At 36.2% G+C, this 25,574-nt stretch carries 23 protein-coding genes; 14 read left to right on the forward strand and 9 right to left on the reverse strand.

Annotated features, from left to right (window positions below):
- Window positions 1–57: 57 nt before the first annotated feature.
- Together ABD792_RS10395 and ABD792_RS10400 are read right to left on the reverse strand one after the other, a co-directional pair.
- Entirely contained in the window at window positions 58–1,017 is a 960-nt protein-coding gene (locus tag ABD792_RS10395; RefSeq protein WP_345005925.1) for an OmpA/MotB family protein, read from the reverse strand.
- A gap of 33 nt (window positions 1,018–1,050) precedes the next feature.
- Window positions 1,051–1,824 (reverse strand): exodeoxyribonuclease III, encoded by a 774-nt coding sequence (locus tag ABD792_RS10400; protein WP_345005927.1) that lies wholly within the window; start codon window positions 1,822–1,824, stop codon window positions 1,051–1,053.
- 176 nt (window positions 1,825–2,000) lie between these two features.
- On the opposite strand from ABD792_RS10400, the gene ABD792_RS10405 reads away from it, so the two are divergent.
- On the forward strand, window positions 2,001–5,411 hold the full coding sequence (locus ABD792_RS10405) for a hypothetical protein (protein WP_345005929.1): 3,411 nt from the start codon (window positions 2,001–2,003) through the stop codon (window positions 5,409–5,411).
- On the opposite strand, the gene ABD792_RS10410 is transcribed toward ABD792_RS10405, so the two are convergent.
- The 5 genes from ABD792_RS10410 to ABD792_RS10430 all read right to left on the reverse strand — a co-directional run bounded on the left by ABD792_RS10410 (window position 5,408) and on the right by ABD792_RS10430 (window position 10,308).
- Window positions 5,408–6,328 (reverse strand): M28 family peptidase, encoded by a 921-nt coding sequence (locus ABD792_RS10410; protein ID WP_345005930.1) that lies wholly within the window; start codon window positions 6,326–6,328, stop codon window positions 5,408–5,410. The genes ABD792_RS10405 and ABD792_RS10410 overlap by 4 nt on opposite strands.
- Window positions 6,329–6,419: 91 nt before the next feature.
- Window positions 6,420–7,163: a succinate dehydrogenase/fumarate reductase iron-sulfur subunit gene (locus ABD792_RS10415; RefSeq protein WP_345005931.1), complete on the reverse strand. Its 744-nt coding sequence runs from the start codon at window positions 7,161–7,163 to the stop codon at window positions 6,420–6,422.
- A 23-nt stretch (window positions 7,164–7,186) separates the two neighbouring features.
- Window positions 7,187–7,570, reverse strand: a complete 384-nt coding sequence (locus tag ABD792_RS10420) for a four helix bundle protein (RefSeq protein WP_345005933.1) — start codon at window positions 7,568–7,570, stop codon at window positions 7,187–7,189.
- A 32-nt stretch (window positions 7,571–7,602) separates the two neighbouring features.
- Window positions 7,603–9,615, reverse strand: coding sequence for a fumarate reductase/succinate dehydrogenase flavoprotein subunit (locus ABD792_RS10425; RefSeq protein ID WP_345005935.1), 2,013 nt, complete (start codon window positions 9,613–9,615; stop codon window positions 7,603–7,605).
- Window positions 9,616–9,627: 12 nt separating this feature from the next.
- Window positions 9,628–10,308, reverse strand: a complete 681-nt coding sequence (locus tag ABD792_RS10430; RefSeq protein ID WP_345005936.1) for a succinate dehydrogenase cytochrome b subunit — start codon at window positions 10,306–10,308, stop codon at window positions 9,628–9,630.
- Between the two features lie 397 nt (window positions 10,309–10,705).
- On the opposite strand from ABD792_RS10430, the gene ABD792_RS10435 reads away from it, so the two are divergent.
- On the forward strand, window positions 10,706–11,998 hold the full coding sequence (locus ABD792_RS10435) for an aminopeptidase P N-terminal domain-containing protein (protein WP_345005937.1): 1,293 nt from the start codon (window positions 10,706–10,708) through the stop codon (window positions 11,996–11,998).
- A 60-nt stretch (window positions 11,999–12,058) separates the two neighbouring features.
- Here ABD792_RS10435 and ABD792_RS10440 read toward each other — a convergent pair whose 3' ends face one another.
- Window positions 12,059–13,381 (reverse strand): aspartate kinase, encoded by a 1,323-nt coding sequence (locus ABD792_RS10440; protein ID WP_345005938.1) that lies wholly within the window; start codon window positions 13,379–13,381, stop codon window positions 12,059–12,061.
- A 197-nt stretch (window positions 13,382–13,578) separates the two neighbouring features.
- Between ABD792_RS10440 and ABD792_RS10445 the strand changes: the two genes are divergently transcribed.
- The 4 genes from ABD792_RS10445 to ABD792_RS10460 all read left to right on the forward strand — a co-directional run bounded on the left by ABD792_RS10445 (window position 13,579) and on the right by ABD792_RS10460 (window position 15,754).
- A complete protein-coding gene (locus tag ABD792_RS10445; RefSeq protein ID WP_345005939.1) occupies window positions 13,579–14,235 on the forward strand; it encodes a hypothetical protein in 657 nt (218 codons plus the stop codon).
- An 89-nt stretch (window positions 14,236–14,324) separates the two neighbouring features.
- Window positions 14,325–15,104: an alpha/beta fold hydrolase gene (locus ABD792_RS10450; protein ID WP_345005940.1), complete on the forward strand. Its 780-nt coding sequence runs from the start codon at window positions 14,325–14,327 to the stop codon at window positions 15,102–15,104.
- A gap of 57 nt (window positions 15,105–15,161) precedes the next feature.
- Window positions 15,162–15,428 (forward strand): hypothetical protein, encoded by a 267-nt coding sequence (locus tag ABD792_RS10455; protein ID WP_345005941.1) that lies wholly within the window; start codon window positions 15,162–15,164, stop codon window positions 15,426–15,428.
- 71 nt (window positions 15,429–15,499) lie between these two features.
- Window positions 15,500–15,754, forward strand: coding sequence for a hypothetical protein (locus tag ABD792_RS10460; RefSeq protein WP_345005942.1), 255 nt, complete (start codon window positions 15,500–15,502; stop codon window positions 15,752–15,754).
- 1 nt (window position 15,755) lies between these two features.
- Here the strand turns inward: ABD792_RS10460 and thiL are convergent, their stop codons facing one another.
- Window positions 15,756–16,802: a thiamine-phosphate kinase gene (gene thiL / locus ABD792_RS10465; protein ID WP_345005943.1), complete on the reverse strand. Its 1,047-nt coding sequence runs from the start codon at window positions 16,800–16,802 to the stop codon at window positions 15,756–15,758.
- A gap of 310 nt (window positions 16,803–17,112) precedes the next feature.
- Here thiL and ABD792_RS10470 point away from each other — a divergent pair, with 310 nt between their 5' ends.
- The 8 genes from ABD792_RS10470 (at window position 17,113) to ABD792_RS10505 (ending at window position 25,468) form a co-directional block, all read left to right on the forward strand.
- On the forward strand, window positions 17,113–17,442 hold the full coding sequence (locus ABD792_RS10470) for a HesB/IscA family protein (protein ID WP_345005944.1): 330 nt from the start codon (window positions 17,113–17,115) through the stop codon (window positions 17,440–17,442).
- Window positions 17,443–17,481: 39 nt separating this feature from the next.
- Entirely contained in the window at window positions 17,482–18,930 is a 1,449-nt protein-coding gene (gene sufB, locus ABD792_RS10475; protein WP_345005945.1) for a Fe-S cluster assembly protein SufB, read from the forward strand.
- A 60-nt stretch (window positions 18,931–18,990) separates the two neighbouring features.
- Entirely contained in the window at window positions 18,991–19,395 is a 405-nt protein-coding gene (locus tag ABD792_RS10480; protein ID WP_345005946.1) for a hypothetical protein, read from the forward strand.
- Between the two features lie 7 nt (window positions 19,396–19,402).
- Entirely contained in the window at window positions 19,403–20,155 is a 753-nt protein-coding gene (sufC, locus tag ABD792_RS10485; RefSeq protein ID WP_345005947.1) for a Fe-S cluster assembly ATPase SufC, read from the forward strand.
- Between the two features lie 77 nt (window positions 20,156–20,232).
- Window positions 20,233–21,546: a Fe-S cluster assembly protein SufD gene (sufD, locus tag ABD792_RS10490; RefSeq protein ID WP_345005948.1), complete on the forward strand. Its 1,314-nt coding sequence runs from the start codon at window positions 20,233–20,235 to the stop codon at window positions 21,544–21,546.
- Between the two features lie 37 nt (window positions 21,547–21,583).
- Complete coding sequence (locus ABD792_RS10495) at window positions 21,584–22,798, forward strand: aminotransferase class V-fold PLP-dependent enzyme (RefSeq protein WP_345005949.1); 1,215 nt, start codon at window positions 21,584–21,586, stop codon at window positions 22,796–22,798.
- An 85-nt stretch (window positions 22,799–22,883) separates the two neighbouring features.
- Complete coding sequence (locus ABD792_RS10500) at window positions 22,884–24,275, forward strand: sulfatase-like hydrolase/transferase (protein ID WP_345005950.1); 1,392 nt, start codon at window positions 22,884–22,886, stop codon at window positions 24,273–24,275.
- A 113-nt stretch (window positions 24,276–24,388) separates the two neighbouring features.
- Window positions 24,389–25,468 carry a zinc metalloprotease gene (locus ABD792_RS10505; protein WP_345005951.1) on the forward strand — a complete coding sequence of 360 codons (1,080 nt, stop codon included), beginning with the start codon at window positions 24,389–24,391 and terminating at the stop codon, window positions 25,466–25,468.
- Window positions 25,469–25,574: the final 106 nt, after the last annotated feature.

A 25,574-nucleotide genomic window follows, 5' to 3' on the forward strand; every position in this document is an offset into this window, starting at 1 on the left:
TTAAAAGCATTGCTTCATCTAAGCTGTTTTGAACATGATGTTAATAACTATAACACCCTAATTCTCGTTCAATAATTTTGACAACTCATCTAATTTTGGTGTTAATATCACCTCAATACGCCTGTTTTTAGCTTTGCCCTCAGGAGTGTCATTTGTTGCTACAGGAGCAAATTCGCCACGTCCTGCCGCTGTAAGGTTTTCGGGGTTAATAGCTGTGTTTTCTCTTAAAATATTTACAATAGCAGTAGCACGTTTGGTTGACAAATCCCAGTTACCATCCAACTGCCCACTGCCTTTGTAAGGCACGTTATCGGTATGTCCTTCTATTAAAATAGCAATATCTGGATTTACGGCCAACACACTACCTAATTGTTCAACAGCTTTTCTTCCTTCGGTTCCTACAGCCCAGCTACCAGAACCAAACAACAGTTTATTTTCCATTGAAACATACACTTTTCCATCACGCTGCTCTACTGTTAATCCCTTACCTTCAAAATCGGTTAATGCTCTTGAAACTGCATTTTTTAATTGTGTCATAGCAGCATCTTTTGCGGCAATAACATTTTCTAATTCGGCTACACGATTAGAACGTTCTTCCAACTCTCTCTTAAGTTTTGCCAAACGCTCATTTTCGGCTGCCAATGCATCTTCTTTAGCTTCAAGTTGTGCTAAAAGCTCCCTATTTCTTTGGGAATTTTTAGCAATGGCAGCTGAACTGTTTTTCTCTAAAGCTTCGTACGACGCCTTCAAATTATCATAACTGGCCTTGGTTGCATTATAATCACTCAATAATCTATCGCGTTCAGTAACCGTTTCATCATATGCCTCTTTGAGTTGTTTAAGCTCGTATTCGGCTGCATTTTTTGCATCTAAAAGCGTATTGTTATCTCTAGAAAGCTTTCTGTTTTCTTTCTTTAAGTTTTCGTATTTCCCTTCTAACTCCTTATAAACTTTTGGGGATACACATGAGGCCAAAAGCATCAATGTAATTACTGATAATGAAATCTTTTTAATCATTTTTATTGGGTTCTATTTATTATTAATATAAAATTAAGAAGCTTCGCTTTCAATATCTACCAAGATAGGACAGTGGTCACTATGCACTGCTTCTGAAAGTATAACGGCTCGTTTTATTTTTTCTTGTAAAGACTGGGAAACCATAGCATAATCTAATCGCCATCCTTTATTATTAGCCCGTGCATTAGCACGGTAACTCCACCAACTGTACTGTTGTTTTCCCTGATTTAAATACCGGAATGAATCTATAAATCCACTATCTATAAAATTACCAATCCACTCACGTTCTACGGGTAAAAAACCAGAGACCTTACTTAGTCCCTTTGGGTTATGAATATCGATCTCTTCGTGACAGATATTATAATCGCCACAAATAATAAGATTGGGCACGTCTTTTTTTAGTTCATTTATATAATCTTGAAAAAGCGCCATGTACTCTAATTTATGATCCAAACGTGCATCATTGGTACCTGATGGCAAATACAAGCTCATTACCGAAATACCATTAAAATCGGCGCGAATATTACGTCCTTCAAAATCCATCGATTCAATACCTGTACCATATTCAACATGATCTGGCTCTACTTTACTCAAAATAGCAACACCACTATATCCTTTTTTTTGGGCACTAAACCAATAATTGTATTTATATCCAAGTTCTGTAAAAACATTTAAATCCAACTGTTCTTTTAACGCTTTTATTTCCTGTAAACATACAACATCTGGGTTAGCGCTTTTGAGCCAATCTAAAAAACCTTTATTAATTGCTGCCCGAATGCCGTTTACATTATACGATATAATATTCATTATTATTTCTTCCTTTTTAAATTACTAACCTTCAATTCGTTTGATGTTATTCTTTATGAAAAAAATCAAATTTTAGCTAAATTAAATAATGCCTTACTTTTACACTATTATTTTTCGTTCGATTTAACCAAAACTATCAACAAAATATTTTATGCTAATTACAGTTTAAGTATCTAATGAGATATCTCGTATTTTTACTTATTTTTTTGTTAGCTCATTGTATAACAGCTCAAGATCTAACCTCTAATTACGTTACTAAAAAAGTAGCTGTAAAAGACACCGTTCTTATCGACAGTGTTAGCATCAATCCAAATACTTTTTCGATTACAAGAAAAAATCATACCACAATCGATTCAAGTTACTATAAAATTGATTTCTCCAAAGCTTTTTTAACATTTATCAGACCCATAGATACCGACAGTATTATTATCAGTTATCTCAAATACCCTGATTTTTTAACGAAAACCTACAAACAATTAGACGATTCCATCATACTAAGCAATAACAATAATGCACAAACATTGTACAAACTAACACAACCTAGTGAATCCAAAATCTTTACTCCTTTTGATGGTCTAACCACTTCTGGAAGTATTTCCAGAGGTGTAACTATTGGCAATAACCAAAATTCTGTTCTAAACAGCGAACTTGACCTTCAAATTACAGGAAAACTAAATGATAAAGTTGCATTGAGAGCCTCCATCCAAGATGCCAATATCCCACTACAAGAAAGCGGTTACTCACAGCGTTTAGATGAATTCGACCAAGTTTTTATTGAGCTTTATAGCGACCGCTGGAATATTCGCGCCGGGGATATCGACCTACAAAACAAAGACTCCTACTTTGCTAACTTTTCTAAGCGTGTACAAGGTCTGTCGGTTCAAGCTAGTATTGACAACGAATCCTCTGAAACACATTTGTTTGCATCCGGTGCTTTGGTTCGCGGACAATTTACAAGAAGTCAATTTTTAGCTCAAGAAGGCAATCAAGGACCTTATAAACTTCAAGGACAAAATGGAGAGCTTTTTGTTCTTATTGTTTCGGGAAGTGAAACGGTATATGTTAACGGTGTAGCTGTTAAACGTGGTGAAGACCAAGACTACATAATAGATTACAATGCTGGCGAGATTACATTTAACGCCACATTTCCCATAACATCCGAAATGCGTATAACAGTCGATTACCAATTTAGCGAGCGTAACTATTCCCGATTAGTAGCTTATGGCGGTGGAACGATTAAAAGTAAAAAACTGGACATAGGTATTTCGGTATATTCTGAAAATGATGCTAAAAATCAACCCTTACAACAAAACCTTTCTGAAGAACAAGTAGAAATATTATCGAATGCCGGTGATGATAAAAATTTAATGGCAGCCCCTTCTGAAATACTGGAATCTCCCAACGACAATAGAATCCTTTACAAAAAAAAGCTTATTAACGGCATAGAAGCTTTTGTGTTTTCAAATAATCCAGACGACACCCTATACCGTGTCACTTTTACTCAGGTAGGCTCCAACCAAGGTGATTACATTTTAAAGAATAGCAATACAATCGATAATATTTACGAGTATATAAGTCCTATTGCGGGAATACCACAAGGTAATTATGCACCTATCGTACAACTCATTGCACCCGTAAAACTACAAATGGCTGTTGTTAACGGACGCTACAAACCATCTGAAAAAACCATTGTTCACTTTGAAGCGGCAGGTAGTAAGAATGACCTAAACCTTTTTTCCAATCTTGACGACAACAATAACAATGGCTTTGCCGGAAAACTAAAAATAACCCATACCCTTATAAAAAATGACAGTCTTTGGACTTTAAATGCTTTTGCAGATACCGATTATATCCATAAGCAGTTTAAAACCATTGAACGCCTATATAATGCCGAATTTTACAGAGATTGGAACATTAAAGATCCTTTAGGGAATCAACACCTTTTTATAACTGGCTTAAACCTAAACCACCCTAAAAAGGGACTCATTAATTATCAACTGGAGCATTTAGAGTTTTCTGAAAATTTTAACGGCAACAGACATGTCTCTAATATTGATTTACTTTTAAACAAATTTCGTCTGGTTTCCCATTCTAGCTTTTTAAACGCTACATCCAATATAAATACCTCTACATTTTTACGATCTTATAACACCATTACCTACGGGATGCAAAAAAGTTGGTTGGGCACTAAAATTGCCATAGAGCACAATGAACAAAAAGACAAAAACACAGATATTTTAACGCCTTTAAGCCAAAAATTTAAATCTTATCAACTCTTTATGGGCTTTGGAGACAGCACCAAAATATTTACAGAAATAGGCTATAGACATAGAATAAATGACAGTATCAGGAATAATGAACTAACTAAGGTAAACACTTCCAATACCTACTATTTAAAATCTAAATTAATCCAAAACACCAATACATCGCTTTCTCTATACGCCAATTACCGAACACTAAACAATACGGACAAAAGCATTAACAATGAGCAATCCATAAACTCCCGACTACAATACAATCAAAAGCTGTTCAAGCAACTGATGCAATGGAACACCATTTTTGAAACCAATTCGGGAACTTTACCTCAACAGGACTTCACTTATATTGAAGTAGAACCTGGCCAAGGCTCTTATACATGGATTGACTATAACAACAATGGCATTCAAGAACTTGAAGAGTTTGAGCTGGCAAAATTTCAGGATGAAGGCAAATACATTCGTGTATTACTACCCAATCGTGTTTATGTAAAAACCCATCAAAACAGATTAAGTCAAACACTAACCATCAATCCGGCCCACTGGTCTGTTTCTGAAAATAAATCTGAAAAATTCTGGTCGCATTTTTACAACCAAACCAGTTATTTAATTAACAGAAAAATTAAACGAGATGGTAACAATTTTAACCTGAATCCGTTTGACGTAAACATTAACAACCAACTAGGGCTACAATTAAACTTTAGAAATGTGTTGTTTTTTAATAGGGGAAAACAACATTATACGAGTTCCTACACTTACCTTTCTAATTCATCAAAAAACACATTATCAATTGGATTTATTTCTAACAGTTTAAAAAGCCATCAACTTAACTTTAACCATAAGTTTTCCGAAAGCTGGCTAGTAAATTTGCTAACTATCTTTGAAGTTAATGAAAGTATTAGTGAAAACTTTCCAAGCAAAAATTATAATTTTGATGAAACACGTTTTAGCCCTAAATTATCCTATTTGTTTGGTGACACATCCAGTTTTAGTATGTTTTATCAACTGGCCACAAAAGACAATACCATTGGAAGCCTAGAGTCCCTGAATCAACAAAAATATGGAGTCGCCTTTAGTTTTTCCAACAAGCAAAAAGGAGCCATTAATGGTGAATTCAATTATTTCTCAAATGCTTTTAATGGCAGCTCGAATACCCCTGTATCATACCAAATGCTCGAAGGCTTGCAACCTGGAAAAAACTTTACTTGGAGCCTATTGGCTCAAAAAAAGCTAACCAATTTCTTAGACCTCAACCTAAGTTACTTTGGCAGAAAAACAGAAACCAGCAAAACCATACATACTGGATCGGTTCAGCTAAAAGCCTATTTTTAAAATGTAGAGCAATCCACCTTATTTAATATCGAAACAATAACCTTAACAGCTTCTATGTAGAATGCTGGCTGTATGTTTTCATAGTCATCCGTTGGTTCGTGATAATCCTCGTGATCTACAACACCAAAGTATAAAAAGGGAATGCCTTTTCTATGAAACCAGGCATGATCGGAAGAGTAAACCCAGTTTTCACCCCTTTTGGCACCATCGTAGCCAACACTAAGCTTTATATTATTAAACGACTCCAAGTTTTTAATAATATAATCCAATGACTTATTATACCGAGAACCAACAACAAACAACTCCTTATTATCACTTCTACTAATCATATCCATATTAATATTTGCCTTTATTTTGTTTAAAGGTACCACTGGATGATTTACAAAATACTTAGATCCTTGGAGTTCTAATTCTTCAGCATCAAAAGCCACCAAGATGATTGAGTGTTTGGGCGGATTATTTTTTAAATATTCAGCCACACTAAACAATGCTCCCACACCCGATGCGTTATCGTCGGCTCCATTGTAAATACGACCTTGTTTAATCCCTTCATGATCGTAATGCGCACTAATTACGATATACTTTTCGGGAAACGTGCTCCCTTTAATCTGCCCTAAAACATTTACGCCATGAAATGTTTCCTTCCCTTTTACAAAAGAAAACGGTTGTTCGTAGGTCTCTCCTATTGGCAAAACATTTAAGGCATGGAATTGATTGATTATATATTTCTTTGTCTTTATTGCTCCTTCGGTTCCTGTTCGCCGCCCTTCGAACGCATCGGACGACAGCGTCTTTACATGTTGCAACATTAAGTTTTCATTAAACAACAAAGTATCCTTTGGTTTGTTTTGAGCAAAACAAATAACAACAGAGGGCAAGCAAGCAACAAGTATAGCAATTATTAGCTTATAATACATCCTAGCGTTTAATTTAGAATCAAATCTAACTAAAAATCCCAAGCATAAGCCTGGGATTCAAATATTATTAAAAAATGTGTTCTAAAAACAACTATTTTAAAGAAGCTTTCATAAGCTCTCTATTCATACGAGCAATATTGTCCAGAGAAATACCTTTAGGACATTCTATCTCACACGCTCCTGTATTAGTACAGTTACCAAAACCTTCCAAATCCATTTGTGCAACCATGTTTTTAACACGATCGACGGCTTCAACCTGTCCTTGTGGCAATAATGCATATTGCGAAACCTTAGCCCCCACGAATAACATAGCAGACGAATTTTTACAGGTAGCTACACAAGCACCACAACCAATACAAGTAGCTGCGTCCATAGCTTCATCGGCAGCATGCTTAGAAATAGGAATCGCATTAGCATCCTGAGTGTTTCCAGAAGTATTTACAGAAATGTACCCTCCCGCTTGCTGAATACGTTCAAACGAAGATCTGTCGACAACTAAATCCTTAATTACAGGAAAAGCAGCTGCCCTAAATGGTTCGATAGTAATGGTATCACCATCATTGAACATACGCATGTGTAATTGACATGTGGTTACACCTCTATCAGGTCCATGTGCTTCCCCGTTAATATACATAGAACACATCCCACAAATACCTTCACGACAATCGTGGTCGAAAGCTACAGGCTCTTCACCTGCATTTACCAATTGCTCGTTTAGAACATCCATCATTTCTAAAAAGGACATATGCTCTGAAATATCAGTAACCTTATAATCTACCATTTGTCCCTTTGAAGCGGCATCTTTTTGTCTCCAAATCTTTAGTGTCAGATTCATAATCTTGAGTTATTAGTTAATGGTTAATCGTTGTTAGTGCCTTTATTTACCAAATAATTGATGTAACCATTTAATATTCTTATTGTTTCTATAATTTCATTCCTTAATTCTTTAGTGACAAATTCATCAATATAGCCTTCATCATTTGCCACAATAATTTGGTCTAAAACCTCATATAAAGATCCTCTTGCTGTTCTACAAAATTGGGCATTTTCTTTATAGTGATATCTACCATAACCTTCAGCTATATTATGGGTTACAGATCTCGAAGCCCTTATAATTTGAGCTGTTAATGCAAACTTTTCTTCCTTTGGAAACTGTTTAACAAGTTTTGAAATTTTATTTCTTAAATCTCTAGCTTTCTTCCAACAGTTTAAATCTTCAAAAGTTTGAATATCATTACCCATAACACTGTTAACTATTAACCAATAACAATTAACTACTTATAACTCCTCTGCTTTAACTCGATATCCTTAAACTCCAATTGTTCTTTGTGTAAAACTGCATCCGCTGGATCCCCTTTATATTCCCAAGCTGCAACAAATGCGAAATCTTTATCATTACGCTTAGCCTCACCTTTTTGCTCACCACTTTCTTCAACAGACTCTTCCCTAAAGTGCCCGCCACATGATTCTTCTCGCATTAGAGCATCCTTAGCAAACAATTCACCTAACTCTAAAAAGTCAGCTACACGCCCTGCTTTTTCCAATTCTGGGTTCATTTCGTTCGCAGACCCCGGTACTTTAACATCTTTCCAAAACGCTTCACGAATGGCTTTGATCTCAGCCATAGCTTCGTTTAAGCCTTTTTCATTACGAGCCATACCTACTTTATCCCACATCACTTTTCCTAAACGCTTATGGAAATAGTCAACAGACTTTGTTCCTTTATTGTTAATGAAGAAATCTATTCTATCTTTAACCGCTTTTTCAGCTTCATCAAACTCTGGTGAATCGGTTGGTATTTTCCCTGTTCTAATATCATCAGCCAAATAATCCCCTATCGTATAAGGCAACACAAAATAGCCATCAGCTAAACCTTGCATTAATGCCGAAGCCCCTAAACGGTTAGCACCATGGTCTGAGAAATTGGCCTCACCTATACAATAACAACCTGGTATGGTTGTCATTAAGTTATAGTCTACCCAAACACCTCCCATTGTATAATGTGTAGCTGGGTAAATCATCATAGGTGTTTTATATGGGTTTTCATCCACAATTTTCTCATACATTTGGAATAGATTACCATATTTGGCTTCCACAATTTTCTCACCAAGCTCTGTAATCTTTTCTTTAGAAGGGTTTTGTATGTTATGGATTTTAGCCTGTTCTTTCCCATAACGTTCAATAGCAGAAGCAAAATCTAAATACACAGCTTCTCCAGTAGCATTTACTCCGTAACCAGCATCACAACGTTCTTTAGCTGCTCTGGAAGCCACATCACGCGGCACTAAGTTACCAAAAGCAGGATAACGTCTTTCTAAATAATAATCGCGTTCGTCTTCCGATAAATCAGTCGGTTTTTTTCGCCCTTCACGAATGGCCTTAACATCATCCATATTTTTAGGAACCCAAATACGCCCATCATTACGTAACGATTCCGACATCAATGTTAATTTAGACTGATAATCGCCTGATCTTGGAATACAAGTTGGATGGATTTGCGTATAACATGGGTTGGCAAAATAAGCTCCTTTTTTATGAATCTTCCAAGCTGCGGTGGCATTAGACCCCATGGCATTAGTTGACAAGAAGTATACATTTCCATATCCTCCCGAAGCAACTACTACAGCATGAGCCGAATGACGCTCAATTTCACCTGTCACCAAATTCCTGGCAATAATACCTCGAGCCTTACCATCCACTACGACTACATCGAGCATTTCATGACGATTGAACATTTCAATCTTCCCACGAGCAATTTGACGATTCATTGCTGAATAAGCCCCCAATAATAATTGCTGACCTGTTTGCCCTTTTGCATAAAATGTTCTTGAAACCAAAACACCTCCAAAAGAACGGTTATCTAACAACCCACCATAATCACGAGCAAATGGCACACCTTGAGCAACACATTGATCAATGATATTGGCAGACACTTCTGCCAAACGGTATACGTTCGCTTCACGAGACCTATAATCGCCTCCTTTTACAGTGTCATAAAACAACCTATATGTTGAATCCCCGTCTCCCTGGTAATTCTTAGCAGCATTAATTCCTCCTTGTGCCGCAATGGAATGTGCACGACGAGGCGAATCTTGATAAGCAAACGCTTTTACATTATAGCCCAACTCTGCTAAAGTAGCAGCAGCTGAACCACCTGCTAATCCTGTTCCAACAACAATAACATCTATATGACGCTTGTTCGCAGGGTTCACTAAGTTTATTTTGTTTTTATAATCTGTCCATTTATCTTTAATTGGACCTTTTGGTACTTTTGAATCTAAAGCCATAATATACTAAGATTAATGGTGATTAAGATGATGGAAAATAGCTATAATAATAAACCCTACAGGTATTACTATTGAATAAGCTTTTCCAATATTCTGTAATGTTTTCTTTCTCCCAGCCGTAGCTCCCATCGATTGGAATGCCGATGTAAATCCATGCAATAAATGCAATGCCAAAAACACAAACGCTAAAGCATAAGCCGCTACTCTTACCGGACTTACAAATTTACCTTGCAGTTCATGAAAATACCTATAGCCTTCAACACCTTCATGCACACCAGACCAATCGCCTTTAATAAACTTGGTGTTTATTTCTGGAAACCAAAAATCGATAAAGTGTAGCACAATGAATGCCAGAATAGCCAGACCACTCCAAACCATATTTCTACTCATCCATGACGAATTAGCCGCACCGTTGTTTTTAGCATATGTAATTTTTCTTGCACTTTTGTTTTTAAGCTCTAGCACAAATCCCATAACAAAATGGAAAACAACACCAAATATCAGCACAGGTTGCAAAACAAATTGAATCAACCAATTAGTCCCCATAAAGTGAGACACTTCATTAAAAAGTTCTGCACTAAAAACAGACAAAGAATTGATCACAAAATGCTGCAATAAAAAAAACATTAGGAAAAAAGCAGAAAGCGCCATAGCGACTTTTCTTCCTATCGAAGATTTGAAAAATCCACCCATTTTTTACATAGTTAGTTTATACTGACGCAAATGTAATGAGCAAGCGTAATTATAACAAGTTTTATATGGTCTTTTATTATGTATTTAGAATGGTTTTAAAAAAGAGCGTTTACTTATAACAGAACTACTACATATTGATTGTTAACTCCCCAATATGGAGGCATACTAAAATTGAAAAACTACATAAACCAACCTTAGCTTCTAACTTCCCATTAACCAATAACTATTAACCTTTAACTTAACAATAAACATATCGGCTCTCTTTTTTTTATTGCTTGAAACATATTATGTAATTTTGAAAAATTTTGAATAAAGAACACCTCTATAACATTAACCCTTCTTTCAATAAAAACACAAAAGAGACATTGCTTTTACCTTAAATTAAAAAAACTGAACAATGAAGTATCATAAAATAGACCAACAACTATTTATAAAAAACAGAAAAAATTTCACGGCTAACATGACTCCTAACAGTTTAGCTGTTTTTAACTCTAACGACATCTATCCGATTAGCGCAGACAGCACTATGCCTTTTCAACAACATCGCGATATTCTTTACCTAAGCGGTATCGATCAAGAAGAAAGTATTCTGGTTTTATTTCCAGATTGCCCAAAAGAAAAACATCGCGAAATATTATTCTTAAAAGAAACAAACGAACTTATTGCTATTTGGGAAGGCGAAAAATTAACTAAAGAACAAGCATTTGAAACCAGCGGCATCAAAACCATTTACTGGTTACAGGACATGGAAAAGATCATGTTCGAACTCATGACTCAGTGTGAAACGGTATATATTAACACCAACGAGCACTACCGCGCCAATGTTGAAACAGAAACTAGGGAAGACCGCTATACAAAATGGCTAAAAAACAGATACCCTGCACATGCTGTAGCCAAAAGCAACCCTATATTACAACGTTTACGTTCTGTTAAAGATCCTATAGAAATAGATCTTATCCAAGAAGCGTGCAACATCACCGAAAAAGGATTTCGTCGTGTCCTTAACTTTTTAAAACCGGGTGTTTGGGAATATGAAATTGAAGCCGAATTTATGCACGAATTTTTAAGAAATCGATCCAAAGGTTTTGCTTATACGCCTATTATTGCTTCTGGCAACAATGCCAATGTATTACATTATATAAACAACAACCAACAATGTAAAGCTGGCGATCTGTTATTACTGGATACTGCTGCTGAATACGCCAACTATTCCAGTGATTTAACACGTACCATCCCAGTATCGGGGTGTTTTTCCGACAGGCAAAAAGACGTGTACAATGCCGTGAATAGAATAAAAAAGGAAGCCACTAAACTTCTTGTCCCAGGATCCGACTGGACAGAATATCATGCTGAAGTTGGTAAAATGATGACATCGGAATTACTTGGACTGGGACTACTTGACAAAGCCGATGTACAAAATGAAAACCCAGACTGGCCTGCTTACAAAAAATATTTTATGCATGGCACATCGCATCACATGGGATTAGACACTCATGATTATGGTATTTTAACCGAACCCATGCAGGCAAACATGGTATTTACGGTAGAGCCAGCCATCTATATACCCGACGAAGGTTTTGGAATCCGTTTAGAAGACGATGTTGTTATCCAAGAAAATGGTGAACCTTTTAATTTAATGAGAAACATCCCTATTGAAATTGAAGAGATAGAGGACATCATGAATTCTTAACAATAAAAAATCGGGATCGTTAAAACGATCCCGATTGCTAACAATACCAAATCTTTCAATTTATAGAGTGACTAATTCAAATAAATAATCGTTTAGCTTGCTAAGTGTCGTTATTTTATCTTTCGAGTTGATTAACAACGATATATTATTGTTACTTCCCCCATACGAGATCATTCTAATTTTTACATCCTGAAGTATCTGAAACAATTTATAGGTATCAGAATGCTTCACAATTGAGTGCCCCACCAAACACACAATAGTTTGGTTTTTATCAACTTCAATAGAAGCAAATGTTTCTAAGGCCGCTACTATCTTATCTAGATTCCTGTCGTCATCAATTGTTAACGAAACAGCCACCTCAGAGGTCGTGATCATATCGATTGATGTTTCATAAACTTCAAAAATTTCAAACACCTTTTTCAAGAATCCATGTGCCTGTAACATTCTTCCAGATTTGATCTTGATTGCTGTAATCCCATCTTTTGCAGCAATGGCCTTTACTCCTGTTTCAACATAATCACTAGTAATAGAGGTACCACAAGCATCTGGATTCATTGTGTTTTTTAAACGCACGGGAATATTATCTGCCCTAACAGGCGTTACTGTTTGAGGATGCAAGATCTTAGCGCCAAAATAGGCCAGCTCTGCAGCTTCGTCGAATGATAAATTTGAAATGGGTCGCGTATTTTCCACATACCTCGGATCGTTATTATGCATCCCGTCAATATCTGTCCAAATTTGCACTTCTTCAGCTTTTATAGCCGCTCCAATAATAGTAGCTGTGTAATCACTACCTCCACGTTGCAGATTAGAAATGTCATCATTTGCATCAAGGCAAATAAATCCTTGAGTAATATATATATCGTAGGCCCCTACCTTATTTAGCTGCGCCATTAGATGCTCTCTTATATACTCTTGATTAGGCTCCTTAGCCGTGTCAATACGCATAAAATCCAACGCAGGCAATAGTACAGAACTAATGCCTTCCTGTTTTAAATAAGCATTAAACATATAAGTAGACATCAATTCACCCTGAGCCAAGATTTTGTTTTCCAACACCTCAGAAAAAGAATCTTCGGCACAAGCAGCTATCACATCAAAAACACCTGCTATATAAGCCGTTACCTCAGCATTCAAAACCTCATCACTTATAAGTCCGTTAATTGTATCCTTATATTTAGCCCCTAACACCTCAATCTTATTTACAGCCTCATTAGTCGAACCATTAGCTATGTCTGCCGCAATCGTCACCAACTGATTTGTTGTTCCAGACATAGCAGACAACACCACTATCTTTTGCTCTCCATCATTAATAATGCTCTTAACATTAGCCATGTTCTCGATAGACCCAACCGATGTTCCACCAAATTTTAATACTTTCACTCGTTTAATTTTTTGTTAATTATATTATTCTATTCTTGCAGACTGTTTTAAGTGACAACACTCAAAACCACAAGCCCCTTACCCCTCCTACACACTTCATTTTCACTAATTTGCAGGCTAAATTATAATTCTCAGACCTAAAAACGATATTTATTTAAAAAAAAGTTTATTTTTACACAAACTGTTAAATAATTAACATGAAGACCGTATCTAACTGTGTTGAAGACATTTTAATAACACAACCTTACTTAGAAGAAGCGCTTTCGAGAAACATAATAAACTTTAGCGCTTTAGCACTTGAGCTAACAGAACCAATAAGTAAAATGCTAAAGAAGGATGTAAAACCTGGTGCTATCATGATGGCCTTAAGGCGCTATAGTCCTCCTACAACTTTAACGAATTCCGTTAAGATGAAAAAGGTGATCCAAAACTTAGGAGACATAACGGTGCGCTCTAATTTAACTGATTTCACAGTAAGAAATTCGGATACATTGATAAACAATCATGCAAAAATCCTAGAGCGCATCAACCAAGAATCTAAATTATTCTACACATTTACTAGAGGTATTCACGAAAGCAACATTATCGTTTCAAGTAGCTTGAAAGAATTTATTAACGAACAATTGCGTAACGAAACCTTTCTTGCCACGCAAAGCGGCTTATCGGCCATAAGTATAAACCTGCCACAAGACAACTCTAAAATTGCAGGACTTTATTATCATTTCTTTAAACGACTAGCTTGGGAAGGCATTGTCTTATACGAGGTACTATCCACTACCAACGAGTTTACCATATTAGTCGAGGACGAATATGTAGACAAAGCATTTACTGCCATAAAAAAGGTGAAATCATAAAACATTATATTATAATACTTGTCCCAAATTAAAAACCGAGTTGATATTATTAGCAATTCAAATTATCTTTGCTTTTATTTTATCTCAAAATGATTCTTGCCCACAAAGGAATTGACATACATTACACAGATACCGGAAAAGGCAAAGTTGTTGTGCTTCTACACGGCTTTTTGGAAAACCTAACAATGTGGCATGTCTTTATTCCCGAACTATCAAAAAGAAATAGGATTATTTGTATCGACCTGCTAGGTCATGGAAAAACAGGTTGCTTAGGCTATGTACACACAATGGAGCAAATGGCCGAAGCCGTAAGCGCCGTTCTTAAACACCTAAAAATTAGACGATCTATTTTTATAGGCCACTCCATGGGTGGTTACGTAGCATTAGTCTTTGCCGAAGCTCACCCAGATTCCCTTAAAGGATTATGCCTAATGAATTCTACTTCAAAAGCCGATTCTCCTGAACGCAAAGCTAATAGAGATCGGGCGATCCTTGCTGTAAAACAAAACCACAAGACCTTTATACGAATGGCCATCTCCAATTTGTTTAGGCCAAAAAACAGAAAAATTTTCTCCAAAGAAATAAGACTTGTAAAACAAGAAGCCTTAAAAACACCTGTTCAAGGTATCATAGCTGCGCTGGAAGGCATGAAAATAAGAAATGACAGGGAAGTTCTACTACACTTTTCCCCTTACAGAAAAATGATGATAATAAGTAAAAAGGATCCCGTATTAAACTACAATGAACTCATTGAGCAAACAAAAAATACCAATGTAAATGTTGTTGAATTTCCTGATGGACACATGAGTCATATTGAAAATGAAAGTTTATTCCTTCAAAAAATAATGCATTTCATCGAAAATATATAGATTTCAACGATTTTTTTGTTAATTTCTATTATATTGTTCCTCCAAAATTTTGACATCATGGAAAAAACTAACAGCAAACCTGCTTTTATCCCAAAAATGTATTGCTCCTTTTTTGGACATGATTTTCAGGTAACGAAAAAAGTTACATGGCATGTTAAAGAATACACATGTAGCCATTGCAAAAAACAATTAACAACAAATAGTAATGGCAATTTAACAGAACTCACCCCCAAGTTTAAAGAAATAAACGCCATATTAGAACGAATACACAACAAAAGAATGATCCGTTCGCAGAGAAAAACAATCACTTCATCGATTTGTTAACATAAAACTAAATCCAACGAATGATTTTCAATAATTTAATCAACTCACAATAATTTGATTAAATAGCAAAAATGAAAAACCTTCAATGTAAGGTGTTTGGACACGAGTTCCAAATAACCAGACATGTCACCTACCACGTTAAAGAATATTCTTGCAAAAACTGCAAAAAAGAGCTTACCATTAATGGAAATGGTCATTTAATTACGCTTACTCCAAAATACAAGGAAATTAATGATGTCTTAGCTCGCGTACATCACAAACGAAAAGCAAAAAACCATTCGGCTTATTACAAAACACAACATCTAAGCGAAATGCAACTCGCCTAGTTTATGCATTAAAGTTCTTCCAACCCTGGGCTTTAATAGGTATTCTTGTTTCAGCTCTAGTAACCAAATGCAATCCTGCTGATGCTTCTTTTATAAATCCTATAACTGAAAAATTAGGATTGGCCTTAATTTTAGGGTAGTCATCTTGCGAAACTGTAAATAACAATTCATAGTCCTCCCCTCCATTTAAAGCAACCGTAGTACTATCAATATCAAACTCTTCACAGGTCGAAATAACTTGTGGGTCCAAAGGAATCTTTTCTTCATACAAATCACAGCCCACATTACTTTGTGTACAAATATGCATAATCTCCGACGACAAACCATCACTTATATCGATCATTGCAGTTGGCTTCACTTCCAAGTCGGTCAACAACTTAACAATATCTTTACGTGCTTCGGGTTTAAGTTGGCGCTCAACAATATACGAGTAAGGCTCTAAATCGGGTTGGTTATTAGGATTGACCTTAAACACTTCTTTTTCGCGTTCAAGGATCTGAAGCCCCATATATGCACCTCCCAAATCGCCCGTTACCACTAAAAGATCGTTGGGTTTTGCTCCATTTCTATAAACAACACCATCACTATCAACTTCACCAATTGCTGTAACAGAGATCAACAAACCTTTATTTGAGGAAGTGGTATCCCCCCCAATAACATCAATACCGTAAATTCTTGCCACTGTTTCAATACCTGCATACAAATCTTCCAAGGCTTCTAAGGGAAACCTATTGGAAACTGCAATAGAAACGGTTATTTGTGTAGCCTTGGCATTCATCGCATACACATCCGATAGATTAACAACCACTGCTTTATAACCCAAATGCTTCAAGGGCATATAGCTCAAATCAAAATGTACGCCTTCAACCATAAGATCGGTAGAAACCACCACTTGCTTATTCTTAAATTCCAAAACAGCAGCATCGTCACCAATACCTTTAACGGTTGACTCTTGAGTGATTTTAAAATTTTTGGTCAAATGTTCTATCAGGCCAAATTCACCCAAATCACTTAACTGTGTACGTTGTTGATTTTTGTCTTCTATCATGCTGCAAAAATAAGAAGCTTATTCCACAAACCGATAATATTTATCAATTTAACCTCAAACAAAATTATCAGTCTAAAAACAAAAATTCATCAAGAAATACTCCGTTTTATTACCAATAAGAAAAACCTATGAAACTATATAACAATATAATGTTAGGTAATATGGTTATCCATGACTTATATTGTATATTTGCACTCTATTTAGAAACCTTCTTAATAAAACAATTTTACTAATTGAGTTGGTTTTATAAATAGAAGCTTACATGTGACATGTAAAAGTTAATAGTATCACATGATTAAATCTATAAATTATGATTAAGGTTTCTGAAACGGCTAAGAAGAAAGTTATAGAACTCATGACAGAAGATGGCTATAATCCATCTACAGACTATGTTCGTGTCGGCGTTAAGAGTGGCGGTTGCTCTGGCTTGTCCTACGATTTAAAGTTTGACAAGAAAAATCAAGAGGATGATAAAATATTTGAAGATAACGGTGTTAAGATCATTGTTGACAAAAAGAGCTTTCTTTATTTAATAGGTACTACATTAGAATATTCTGGAGGACTCAACGGAACAGGTTTCGTATTTAATAACCCTAATGCTAATAGAACATGTGGCTGCGGAGAAAGTTTTTCTCTGTAGTTTCTAAAGTAGAAAGTTGTTTAAAAGTTAAAAACAAAGATGAGTAAATATACAGAAGACGATTTAAGAGAAGAACTTAAAACCAAAGAATACGAATACGGATTTTATACCGATATAGAATCCGAGACGTTTCCCGTTGGTTTAAACGAAGATATTGTACGCGCTATTTCCCAAAAGAAGGAAGAACCGCAATGGATGACCGATTGGAGGCTAGATGCGTTTCGTATATGGAAAGAAATGACTGAACCAGAATGGGCCAACGTAAACTATGAAAAGCCAGACTTTCAAGCCATTTCGTACTATTCTGCTCCTAACAGCAAACCAAAATACGATAGTCTGGACGAAGTCGACCCCGAACTATTAGCTACTTTCGAAAAACTAGGTATTTCTCTAGATGAACAAAAAAAGCTAGCGGGTGTTGCTATGGATGTTGTAGTAGACTCTGTATCGGTAGCTACAACTTTTAAAAAGACCTTGGGCGAAAAAGGTATTATCTTCTGTTCTATTAGTGAAGCTATCCAAGAACATCCCGAATTAGTAAAAAAATACATTGGAACCGTCGTTCCACAAAAAGACAACTTTTATGCAGCACTAAACAGTGCCGTTTTTAGTGATGGTAGTTTCTGCTACATTCCTAAAGGCGTAAAATGCCCTATGGAATTATCCACTTATTTCAGGATTAATCAAGCCGGCACTGGTCAATTCGAGCGCACGCTGGTTATTGCCGACGAAGGCAGTTATGTAAGTTACCTTGAAGGCTGTACGGCACCAAGCAGGGACGAAAACCAATTACATGCAGCCGTTGTTGAACTAATAGCTCTGGATGATGCCGAAATTAAATACTCAACCGTTCAAAATTGGTACCCTGGGAATGCTGAAGGCAAAGGTGGCGTCTATAATTTTGTAACAAAACGCGGTTTCTGTGAAACCAATGCAAAAATTTCCTGGACTCAAGTAGAAACAGGAAGTGCTGTCACCTGGAAATACCCTTCTTGCGTATTAAAGGGCGATAATTCAGTAGGTGAATTCTACTCCATTGCAGTAACCAATAATTACCAGCAAGCCGACACAGGTACAAAAATGATCCATTTAGGAAAAAACACCAAATCGACCATTATATCTAAAGGTATCTCTGCAGGTAAATCGCAAAACAGTTATAGGGGATTGGTACAAATAAGTTCACGTGCCGAAAATGCTCGTAACTTTTCACAATGCGACAGCTTATTAATGGGCAATGAGTGTGGTGCTCATACCTTCCCTTATATTGAAGCCAAAAATAAAACGGCAAAAATTGAACATGAGGCAACTACAAGTAAAATTGGTGAAGACCAAATTTTCTATTGTAATCAACGTGGTATTGATACTGAAAAAGCCATCGCATTAATAGTCAACGGATTTAGCAAAGATGTACTAAACAAGCTGCCCATGGAATTTGCTATTGAAGCTCAAAAATTATTAGAGATAAGTTTAGAAGGAAGTGTTGGGTAAAATTCGTAAACATAAATTCATAAAACAAATATTAATAGCTCATTACCAAAATTTAAACACATGGGAAAAATATTAGTTCTATTAATCTGTTTAATCACTTTCACCAGCTGCAAGAAAGACAATAAAAAAAGTGTATCAGCAGAAAATCCAGAAGCTGTTGCTAAAAATGATGGCTTAACACTTATAAAAGGGGAATTTATTTACTATGCAGATGCCGCAGTACTGCAAACCAACACAGACATATATGGTGTTATAATAGACACTAAAATGCATGAACTCAACGAGCAAGTAAAAAAATTTAAAGTAGCAGATACAGATATGGTTCCTGTTGAGATTCGCGGTAAAATAATTCCAAAACCAGAAAATGAAGAAGGTTGGCCATTTCTAATTGAGATAAAGGAAATTTTAAATGTTTCCAGACCCAACCCAAAAGATAACAACGTTATAAAATTAGGAAACGAATAATAGTAGTATGTTAAAAATTGAAAACTTACACGCAAGTGTTGAAGATAAGACTATTCTAAAAGGTATAAACCTTGAAGTAAAGGCTGGAGAAGTACACGCCATTATGGGGCCTAACGGCTCAGGTAAAAGTACACTGGCATCTGTTATTGCAGGAAAAGAAGATTACGAAGTAACCAAAGGAAACATAAGCTTTAATAATGAAGACATTGAAGAATTGGCTGCAGAAGAACGTGCCCATAAAGGTATCTTTCTCTCTTTTCAATACCCTGTTGAAATTCCAGGTGTTTCGGTAACCAACTTCATGAAAACGGCCATCAACGAAACTCGTAAGGCCAAAGGCTTAGAAGAAATGCCTGCCAAAGATATGCTTAAGCTTATCCGTGAAAAATCGGAGTTACTGGAAATAGACAGAAAATTTCTATCGCGCTCATTAAATGAAGGCTTTTCAGGAGGAGAGAAAAAACGTAATGAAATTTTCCAAATGGCCATGCTAGAACCCCAGCTAGCCATTCTAGATGAAACAGATTCTGGATTGGACATCGATGCACTACGTATAGTAGCAAATGGTGTAAACAAGTTAAAAAGCAAGGACAATGCTGTTGTAGTCATTACACACTACCAAAGACTTTTAGACTATATCGTTCCCGATTATGTACACGTATTGTATAATGGTAAAATTGTAAAATCAGGAACAAAAGAATTAGCCCACGAACTTGAAGAGAAAGGTTACGATTGGATTAAAGAAGAAGTAAACGCTTAAACTAGTAAGCAGCCTCAGTATCAAGCAAGCAGTTATTTTACTGCAAACTGTAAACTGGCGACTGAAAACTGAAACAAATGGATTTAAAAGAAAAATTAATAGCATCCTTTCTGGTATTTGAGAACCAAACCGATGTAGACACCTATGTACATGACATAAGAACCGATGCTATAAAAACATTTGAAGAGAAAGGTTTTCCTTCTAAAAAAGAAGAAGCTTGGAAGTATACCTCTTTAAACAGCATTTTAAAGCAAGATTTTAGTGTTTTTCCAAAGCAGGAAAACGCTTTGGAATATAAAGACATAAAAAAATACTTTATCCACGATATAGACACTTACAAAGTTGTTTTTATTGATGGTAAATATTCATCGCATTTATCGCAAACAACACACGACGGCATGGATGTTTGCCTTATGTCTGCTGCACTTTCTAAGCCCAAATACCGCTTAGTTATTGAAAACTATTTTAATAAAGCCGCTACAAAAGATAGCTTGACTTCTTTAAATACTGCTTTTTCAAGCGAAGGGGCTTATATCCATATCCCAAAGAATAAATTAGTAGATAAACCCATTCAAATAATAAACTTCTCTACAGGTAGTGAGTCGGCTACCATGGTACAACCTCGCAACTTGATTGTAGTAGAAGAGAACTCTCATGTTCAAATTATTGAACGACATCAAAGTCTAACAGACAATCCCGTATTAACCAATAGCGTTACTGAAGTTTTTACTAAAAAACGTGCTATTGTAGATTATTATAAAATTCAGAATGATAATGCTAATGCGTCTTTAATAGACAACACCTTTATTAAGCAACAACGGGAAAGCATCTGTTCTGTTCATACCTTCTCATTTGGCGGAAAATTAACACGTAACAACCTTAATTTTTACCAAAACGGAGAACGTATCGATTCCACTTTAAAAGGCATTACAATCATTGGAGACAAACAACATGTAGACCACAACACTTTAGTTCACCATATAGAACCTAACTGTGAAAGCCATCAAGACTACAAAGGTATTTTTGGTGATAGCGCAACAGGTGTATTTAACGGAAAGGTTGTTGTTGAAAAAGAAGCACAAAAAACCAACGCGTTCCAAGCCAACAACAACATTCTTGTTAGTGATAAAGCCACTATTAATACCAAACCACAACTTGAAATTTTTGCAGACGATGTTAAGTGTTCGCATGGATGCACCATTGGTCAGCTAGACGAAAGTGCCATGTTTTACCTGCGTTCACGGGGCATTCCTCAAAAAGAAGCAAAAGCTTTATTAATGTACGCTTTTAGCAATAACGTTTTGGATTCGGTTAAAATACCAGAAATAAAACAACGCATTAACAAGATCATAGCCAACAAGCTAGGTGTAAACATTGGTTTTGACCTGTAATTTTCCTTAAAGTTGTTGAATTCCATTTACTATAAATATGTTTAAAGCTGAAGATATTAGAAAAGACTTCCCCATACTTAAACGTGAAGTAAATGGGAAACCCTTGGTTTATTTTGATAATGCTGCAACATCTCAAACCCCGCAGCAGGTTATTGACACAATTGTTGATTATTATTCAAACTATAACGCTAATATCCATCGTGGTGTTCACACCTTAAGCCAGGAAGCTACGGATAAATACGAACAAGCACGCTTAAAGATACAAGCGCACTTTAATGCTAAACACGCTCACGAGATTATATTAACCTCGGGAACAACCCATAGCATTAACATTGTGGCTAGTGGGTTTACATCACTTTTAAAAGCGGGCGATGAAATTATTGTATCCGCATTAGAACACCATAGCAATATTGTTCCTTGGCAAATGCTCTGCGAACGTACCGGAGCCATTTTAAAAGTCATCCCCATGAATCAAGATGGTGAATTACTCATGGAAACGTATGATAACCTACTAAGTAAAAAAACTAAACTGGTTTTTGTTAACCATATTTCAAATGCCTTAGGAACCATCAACCCTATTGAATACATTATTGAAAAAGCACACCAGGTAGGGGCTGCTGTATTAATTGATGGTGCACAGGCTTGTCCTCATATAAAAATAGATGTTCAAGAACTCGACGTCGACTTTTATGTAGCATCCGCTCACAAAATGTGTGGTCCAACAGGCGTGGGTATGTTGTATGGAAAAGAAGCTTTGCTTAAAATATTACCTCCATACCAAGGTGGAGGTGAAATGATCGCCGAAGTAACATTCGAAAAAACAACTTATGCCGATTTACCCCATAAATTTGAGGCTGGCACACCCAATATTTGTGGTGGTATTGCCTTTGGAGCAGCCATAGACTATATGAATACTATTGGCATAGGCACTATTGCTTCCTATGAAAATGAATTACTGGAGTATGCCACCAAAAAACTTCTGGAGATTGAAGGACTAAAAATATACGGTACTTCAAAACGTAAAACATCGGTTATTTCGTTTAATTTAGAAGGCATACACCCCTATGACGTTGGCTCCATTTTAGATAAATTGGGTATTGCCGTTCGAACCGGACACCATTGTGCCCAGCCTATTATGAATTTCTACAATATCCCAGGTACGGTTAGAGCCTCTATTGCTTTTTACAATACTAAAAACGAAATTGACATCCTTGTTGAGGGAGTTATCAAAGCAAAGCATATGCTTCTTTAACACTCTTTTACAAATAAGTAAAGTGCTTTATAAAGTTTATTGTTTTCTTTTTTTATCTTTTAGCCTTTAAAACTGTAAAGACTCTATGAATAAAAAAAGAACAGGATTACTCTTCTTAGTAATACTAAATTGTCTCATCACTTTAGGGCAAAATCAAAAACAAAAACCAAACTTTATTTTAATCGTAGCTGACGATCTAGGCTATGGAGACTTAAGCTTAACTGGAAGCACTCAAATTAAAACACCTAACATAGACAAACTTGCAAATGGTGGTATGTTTTTTTCACAAGGTTATGTATCTTCTGCTGTTTGTAGTCCGTCAAGAGCCGGATTTATTACAGGCATTAACCAAGTAGAATTTGGACATGACAATAATTTAGCAAACAACCAACCAGGTTTCGATCCCGAATATTTAGGGTTACCTCTATCTGTTAAAACCATAGCGGATCATTTAAAACCACTTGGATATGTTAATGGCTTAATAGGAAAATGGCACCTTGGACACACCAAACAATTTCACCCCTTAAAACGTGGGTTTGATGAATTCTGGGGCTATACAGGAGGCGGCCACGATTACTTTGTTTCAGAAACTAATGGAAAAGGTTATCGGGTTCCCTTAGAATGTAATTACAAAAAACCCCAACAAATAACTTATATTACAGATGACAAAGGCGATGAATGTGTTGATTTTATTAAGCGCCATAAAAATGAAGCGTTCTTCCTATTCGCTTCCTTTAACGCTCCGCATACGCCTATGCAAGCCACCAAAGAGGATCTAGAGCTTTATGCCCATATAAAAGACTCTAAAAGACGTACCTATGCTGCCATGGTTCATCGTTTAGATGTTAATGTTGGTAAAATCATGAACACTTTAAAAAATCAAGGCTTGGACAAAAACACTTTGGTTATATTTATTAGTGATAATGGAGGCCCAACTAAAACAAATGGCTCTATTAACGCGCCATATAACGGAAAGAAGGGCACCTTATTAGAAGGTGGTATCCATGTCCCTTATATTATGCATTGGCCAGGAACTATCCCTTCAGGCACTACATACAGCAACCCTGTCTCGTCGTTAGACTTTGCTCCCACCTTTATGGCATTAGCTGGGGGAAATGAAAAAGCTGTTTCGTTTAGTGGTGTTAATTTACTTCCAGCAATCACATCAACAACCCCATTAGCAGAACCTCACGAGCTGCTTAAATGGCGATTTACCATTAGTGCTGCTATTAGAAAAGGTGAATGGAAATTAATAAGACTCCCAGACAGGTTACCCCTACTATACCATTTACCATCCGACCCTTCAGAACAAAACAACATTGCCCTTAAACATTTAGAAACAACAAAAGATTTATTAAAGACATTGGGCGAATGGGATGTAACACTTCCTCACCCCGTATTTTTAGAAGGAGCTCAATGGAAAAAAATCCAACTTGGTCAATACGATGATACCTATCAGATAACGCAACCTGACTAGAATTAGTACCAAGTTAGGTAGTTTATCGAAAAGGTGATGCCTTTAAAGATTTTATGCTACTATTTTCCTAATAAATTATATCTTTTATTAAATCTTAACCAAAACCACCTAAAATGAAACAGTATTTTTTGAAAATTGCATCTATTTTGTTGCTGGTAACCGCCTGTAATAACAATGGCATAGATATAACTCAGGATCAAATTGAAATTGACATGAGTGATTTTTTTGTCTATACCGATAATGACACCGACGTAACTTCAAAACAAATCCAAGGAAAAAGAAATATAGAGCCTTGTTATACAATGCAAAACTTAAACCGTTTATTAAATGAAAACCCCGGTCTAGAAAAAAGGATGTACGATATAGAATATCATACAAGAAAATTTATTGCAACAAAAAAGCCTACCGGAACTCCAGGTGGTGGCCCTCCAGGCAACAATGAAGATCCGGATCCACCATCTAACCCAATTCCTTATGATGGGCCAATAACCATCCCTGTTGTTGTTAATGTTATTGAAAATTCTGAAGGGCAGGTTTCAGATGCTCAAATTAATTCACAAATAGCTATTTTAAACGAAGACTTCAACAATCTAAACCCCAATACATCTAAAGTGCCCAATGAGTTTGCTAGCTTAGTTGCCAATTACAATATTACGTTTACATTAAGCAAAATAAGCAGAAAAACTTCGAGCAAAAATAGTTGGGGCACCAGAGATGCCATGAAATCTTCTAAAAAAGGAGGTATTGATGCAACAGACACCTCTCATTATTTAAACATTTGGGTTTGCGAAATTGGAGGAGGTATACTCGGATATGCCCAATTTCCAGGAGGACCAACTTCAACAGACGGCGTGGTAATAAGTACTAATTACTTTGGAGAAACTAGTGGTGCTTATGGAGATGGCAGAACCGCGACCCACGAAGTGGGGCATTGGTTAAACTTAAGACACATATGGGGTGACGGTGGTTGCTCCGTAGACGATTATGTTGATGACACTCCAATATCTGACGGGCCTAACTATGCGTGTCCAGAATACCCAACTGTTGCATGTGGCTCAAATGACATGACCATGAACTATATGGATTATGTTTATGATGATTGTATGTATATGTTTACTGTTGATCAGCATACCAGGTCCAGAGCGCTTTTTGCCAGTGATGGATTTAGGAGTAGTTTTGTAAACTCAAACTAAAATTTTTCATAATAATTTAAAAAGGCGCCTATTTTGGTAGCCATGGTCGGAAGATTTTTTCTTCCGACTTTTTTTGTTTTATAGGGTAGATTATTTTGCAATATTC

Origin of the sequence: Snuella lapsa, assembly GCF_039539345.1 — a bacterium.
GTDB classification, from domain to species: domain Bacteria; phylum Bacteroidota; class Bacteroidia; order Flavobacteriales; family Flavobacteriaceae; genus Snuella; species Snuella lapsa.

Coding starts and splice junctions, on each gene's coding strand:
- ABD792_RS10395 (WP_345005925.1), bottom strand. CDS start 1,017: ATGATTAAAAAGATTTCATTATCAGTAATTACATTGATGCTTTTGGCC.
- ABD792_RS10400 (WP_345005927.1), bottom strand. CDS start 1,824: ATGAATATTATATCGTATAATGTAAACGGCATTCGGGCAGCAATTAAT.
- ABD792_RS10405 (WP_345005929.1), top strand. CDS start 2,001: ATGAGATATCTCGTATTTTTACTTATTTTTTTGTTAGCTCATTGTATA.
- ABD792_RS10410 (WP_345005930.1), bottom strand. CDS start 6,328: ATGTATTATAAGCTAATAATTGCTATACTTGTTGCTTGCTTGCCCTCT.
- ABD792_RS10415 (WP_345005931.1), bottom strand. CDS start 7,163: ATGAATCTGACACTAAAGATTTGGAGACAAAAAGATGCCGCTTCAAAG.
- ABD792_RS10420 (WP_345005933.1), bottom strand. CDS start 7,570: ATGGGTAATGATATTCAAACTTTTGAAGATTTAAACTGTTGGAAGAAA.
- ABD792_RS10425 (WP_345005935.1), bottom strand. CDS start 9,615: ATGGCTTTAGATTCAAAAGTACCAAAAGGTCCAATTAAAGATAAATGG.
- ABD792_RS10430 (WP_345005936.1), bottom strand. CDS start 10,308: ATGGGTGGATTTTTCAAATCTTCGATAGGAAGAAAAGTCGCTATGGCG.
- ABD792_RS10435 (WP_345005937.1), top strand. CDS start 10,706: ATGAAGTATCATAAAATAGACCAACAACTATTTATAAAAAACAGAAAA.
- ABD792_RS10445 (WP_345005939.1), top strand. CDS start 13,579: ATGAAGACCGTATCTAACTGTGTTGAAGACATTTTAATAACACAACCT.
- ABD792_RS10450 (WP_345005940.1), top strand. CDS start 14,325: ATGATTCTTGCCCACAAAGGAATTGACATACATTACACAGATACCGGA.
- ABD792_RS10455 (WP_345005941.1), top strand. CDS start 15,162: ATGGAAAAAACTAACAGCAAACCTGCTTTTATCCCAAAAATGTATTGC.
- ABD792_RS10460 (WP_345005942.1), top strand. CDS start 15,500: ATGAAAAACCTTCAATGTAAGGTGTTTGGACACGAGTTCCAAATAACC.
- thiL (WP_345005943.1), bottom strand. CDS start 16,802: ATGATAGAAGACAAAAATCAACAACGTACACAGTTAAGTGATTTGGGT.
- ABD792_RS10470 (WP_345005944.1), top strand. CDS start 17,113: ATGATTAAGGTTTCTGAAACGGCTAAGAAGAAAGTTATAGAACTCATG.
- sufB (WP_345005945.1), top strand. CDS start 17,482: ATGAGTAAATATACAGAAGACGATTTAAGAGAAGAACTTAAAACCAAA.
- ABD792_RS10480 (WP_345005946.1), top strand. CDS start 18,991: ATGGGAAAAATATTAGTTCTATTAATCTGTTTAATCACTTTCACCAGC.
- sufC (WP_345005947.1), top strand. CDS start 19,403: ATGTTAAAAATTGAAAACTTACACGCAAGTGTTGAAGATAAGACTATT.
- sufD (WP_345005948.1), top strand. CDS start 20,233: ATGGATTTAAAAGAAAAATTAATAGCATCCTTTCTGGTATTTGAGAAC.
- ABD792_RS10495 (WP_345005949.1), top strand. CDS start 21,584: ATGTTTAAAGCTGAAGATATTAGAAAAGACTTCCCCATACTTAAACGT.
- ABD792_RS10500 (WP_345005950.1), top strand. CDS start 22,884: ATGAATAAAAAAAGAACAGGATTACTCTTCTTAGTAATACTAAATTGT.
- ABD792_RS10505 (WP_345005951.1), top strand. CDS start 24,389: ATGAAACAGTATTTTTTGAAAATTGCATCTATTTTGTTGCTGGTAACC.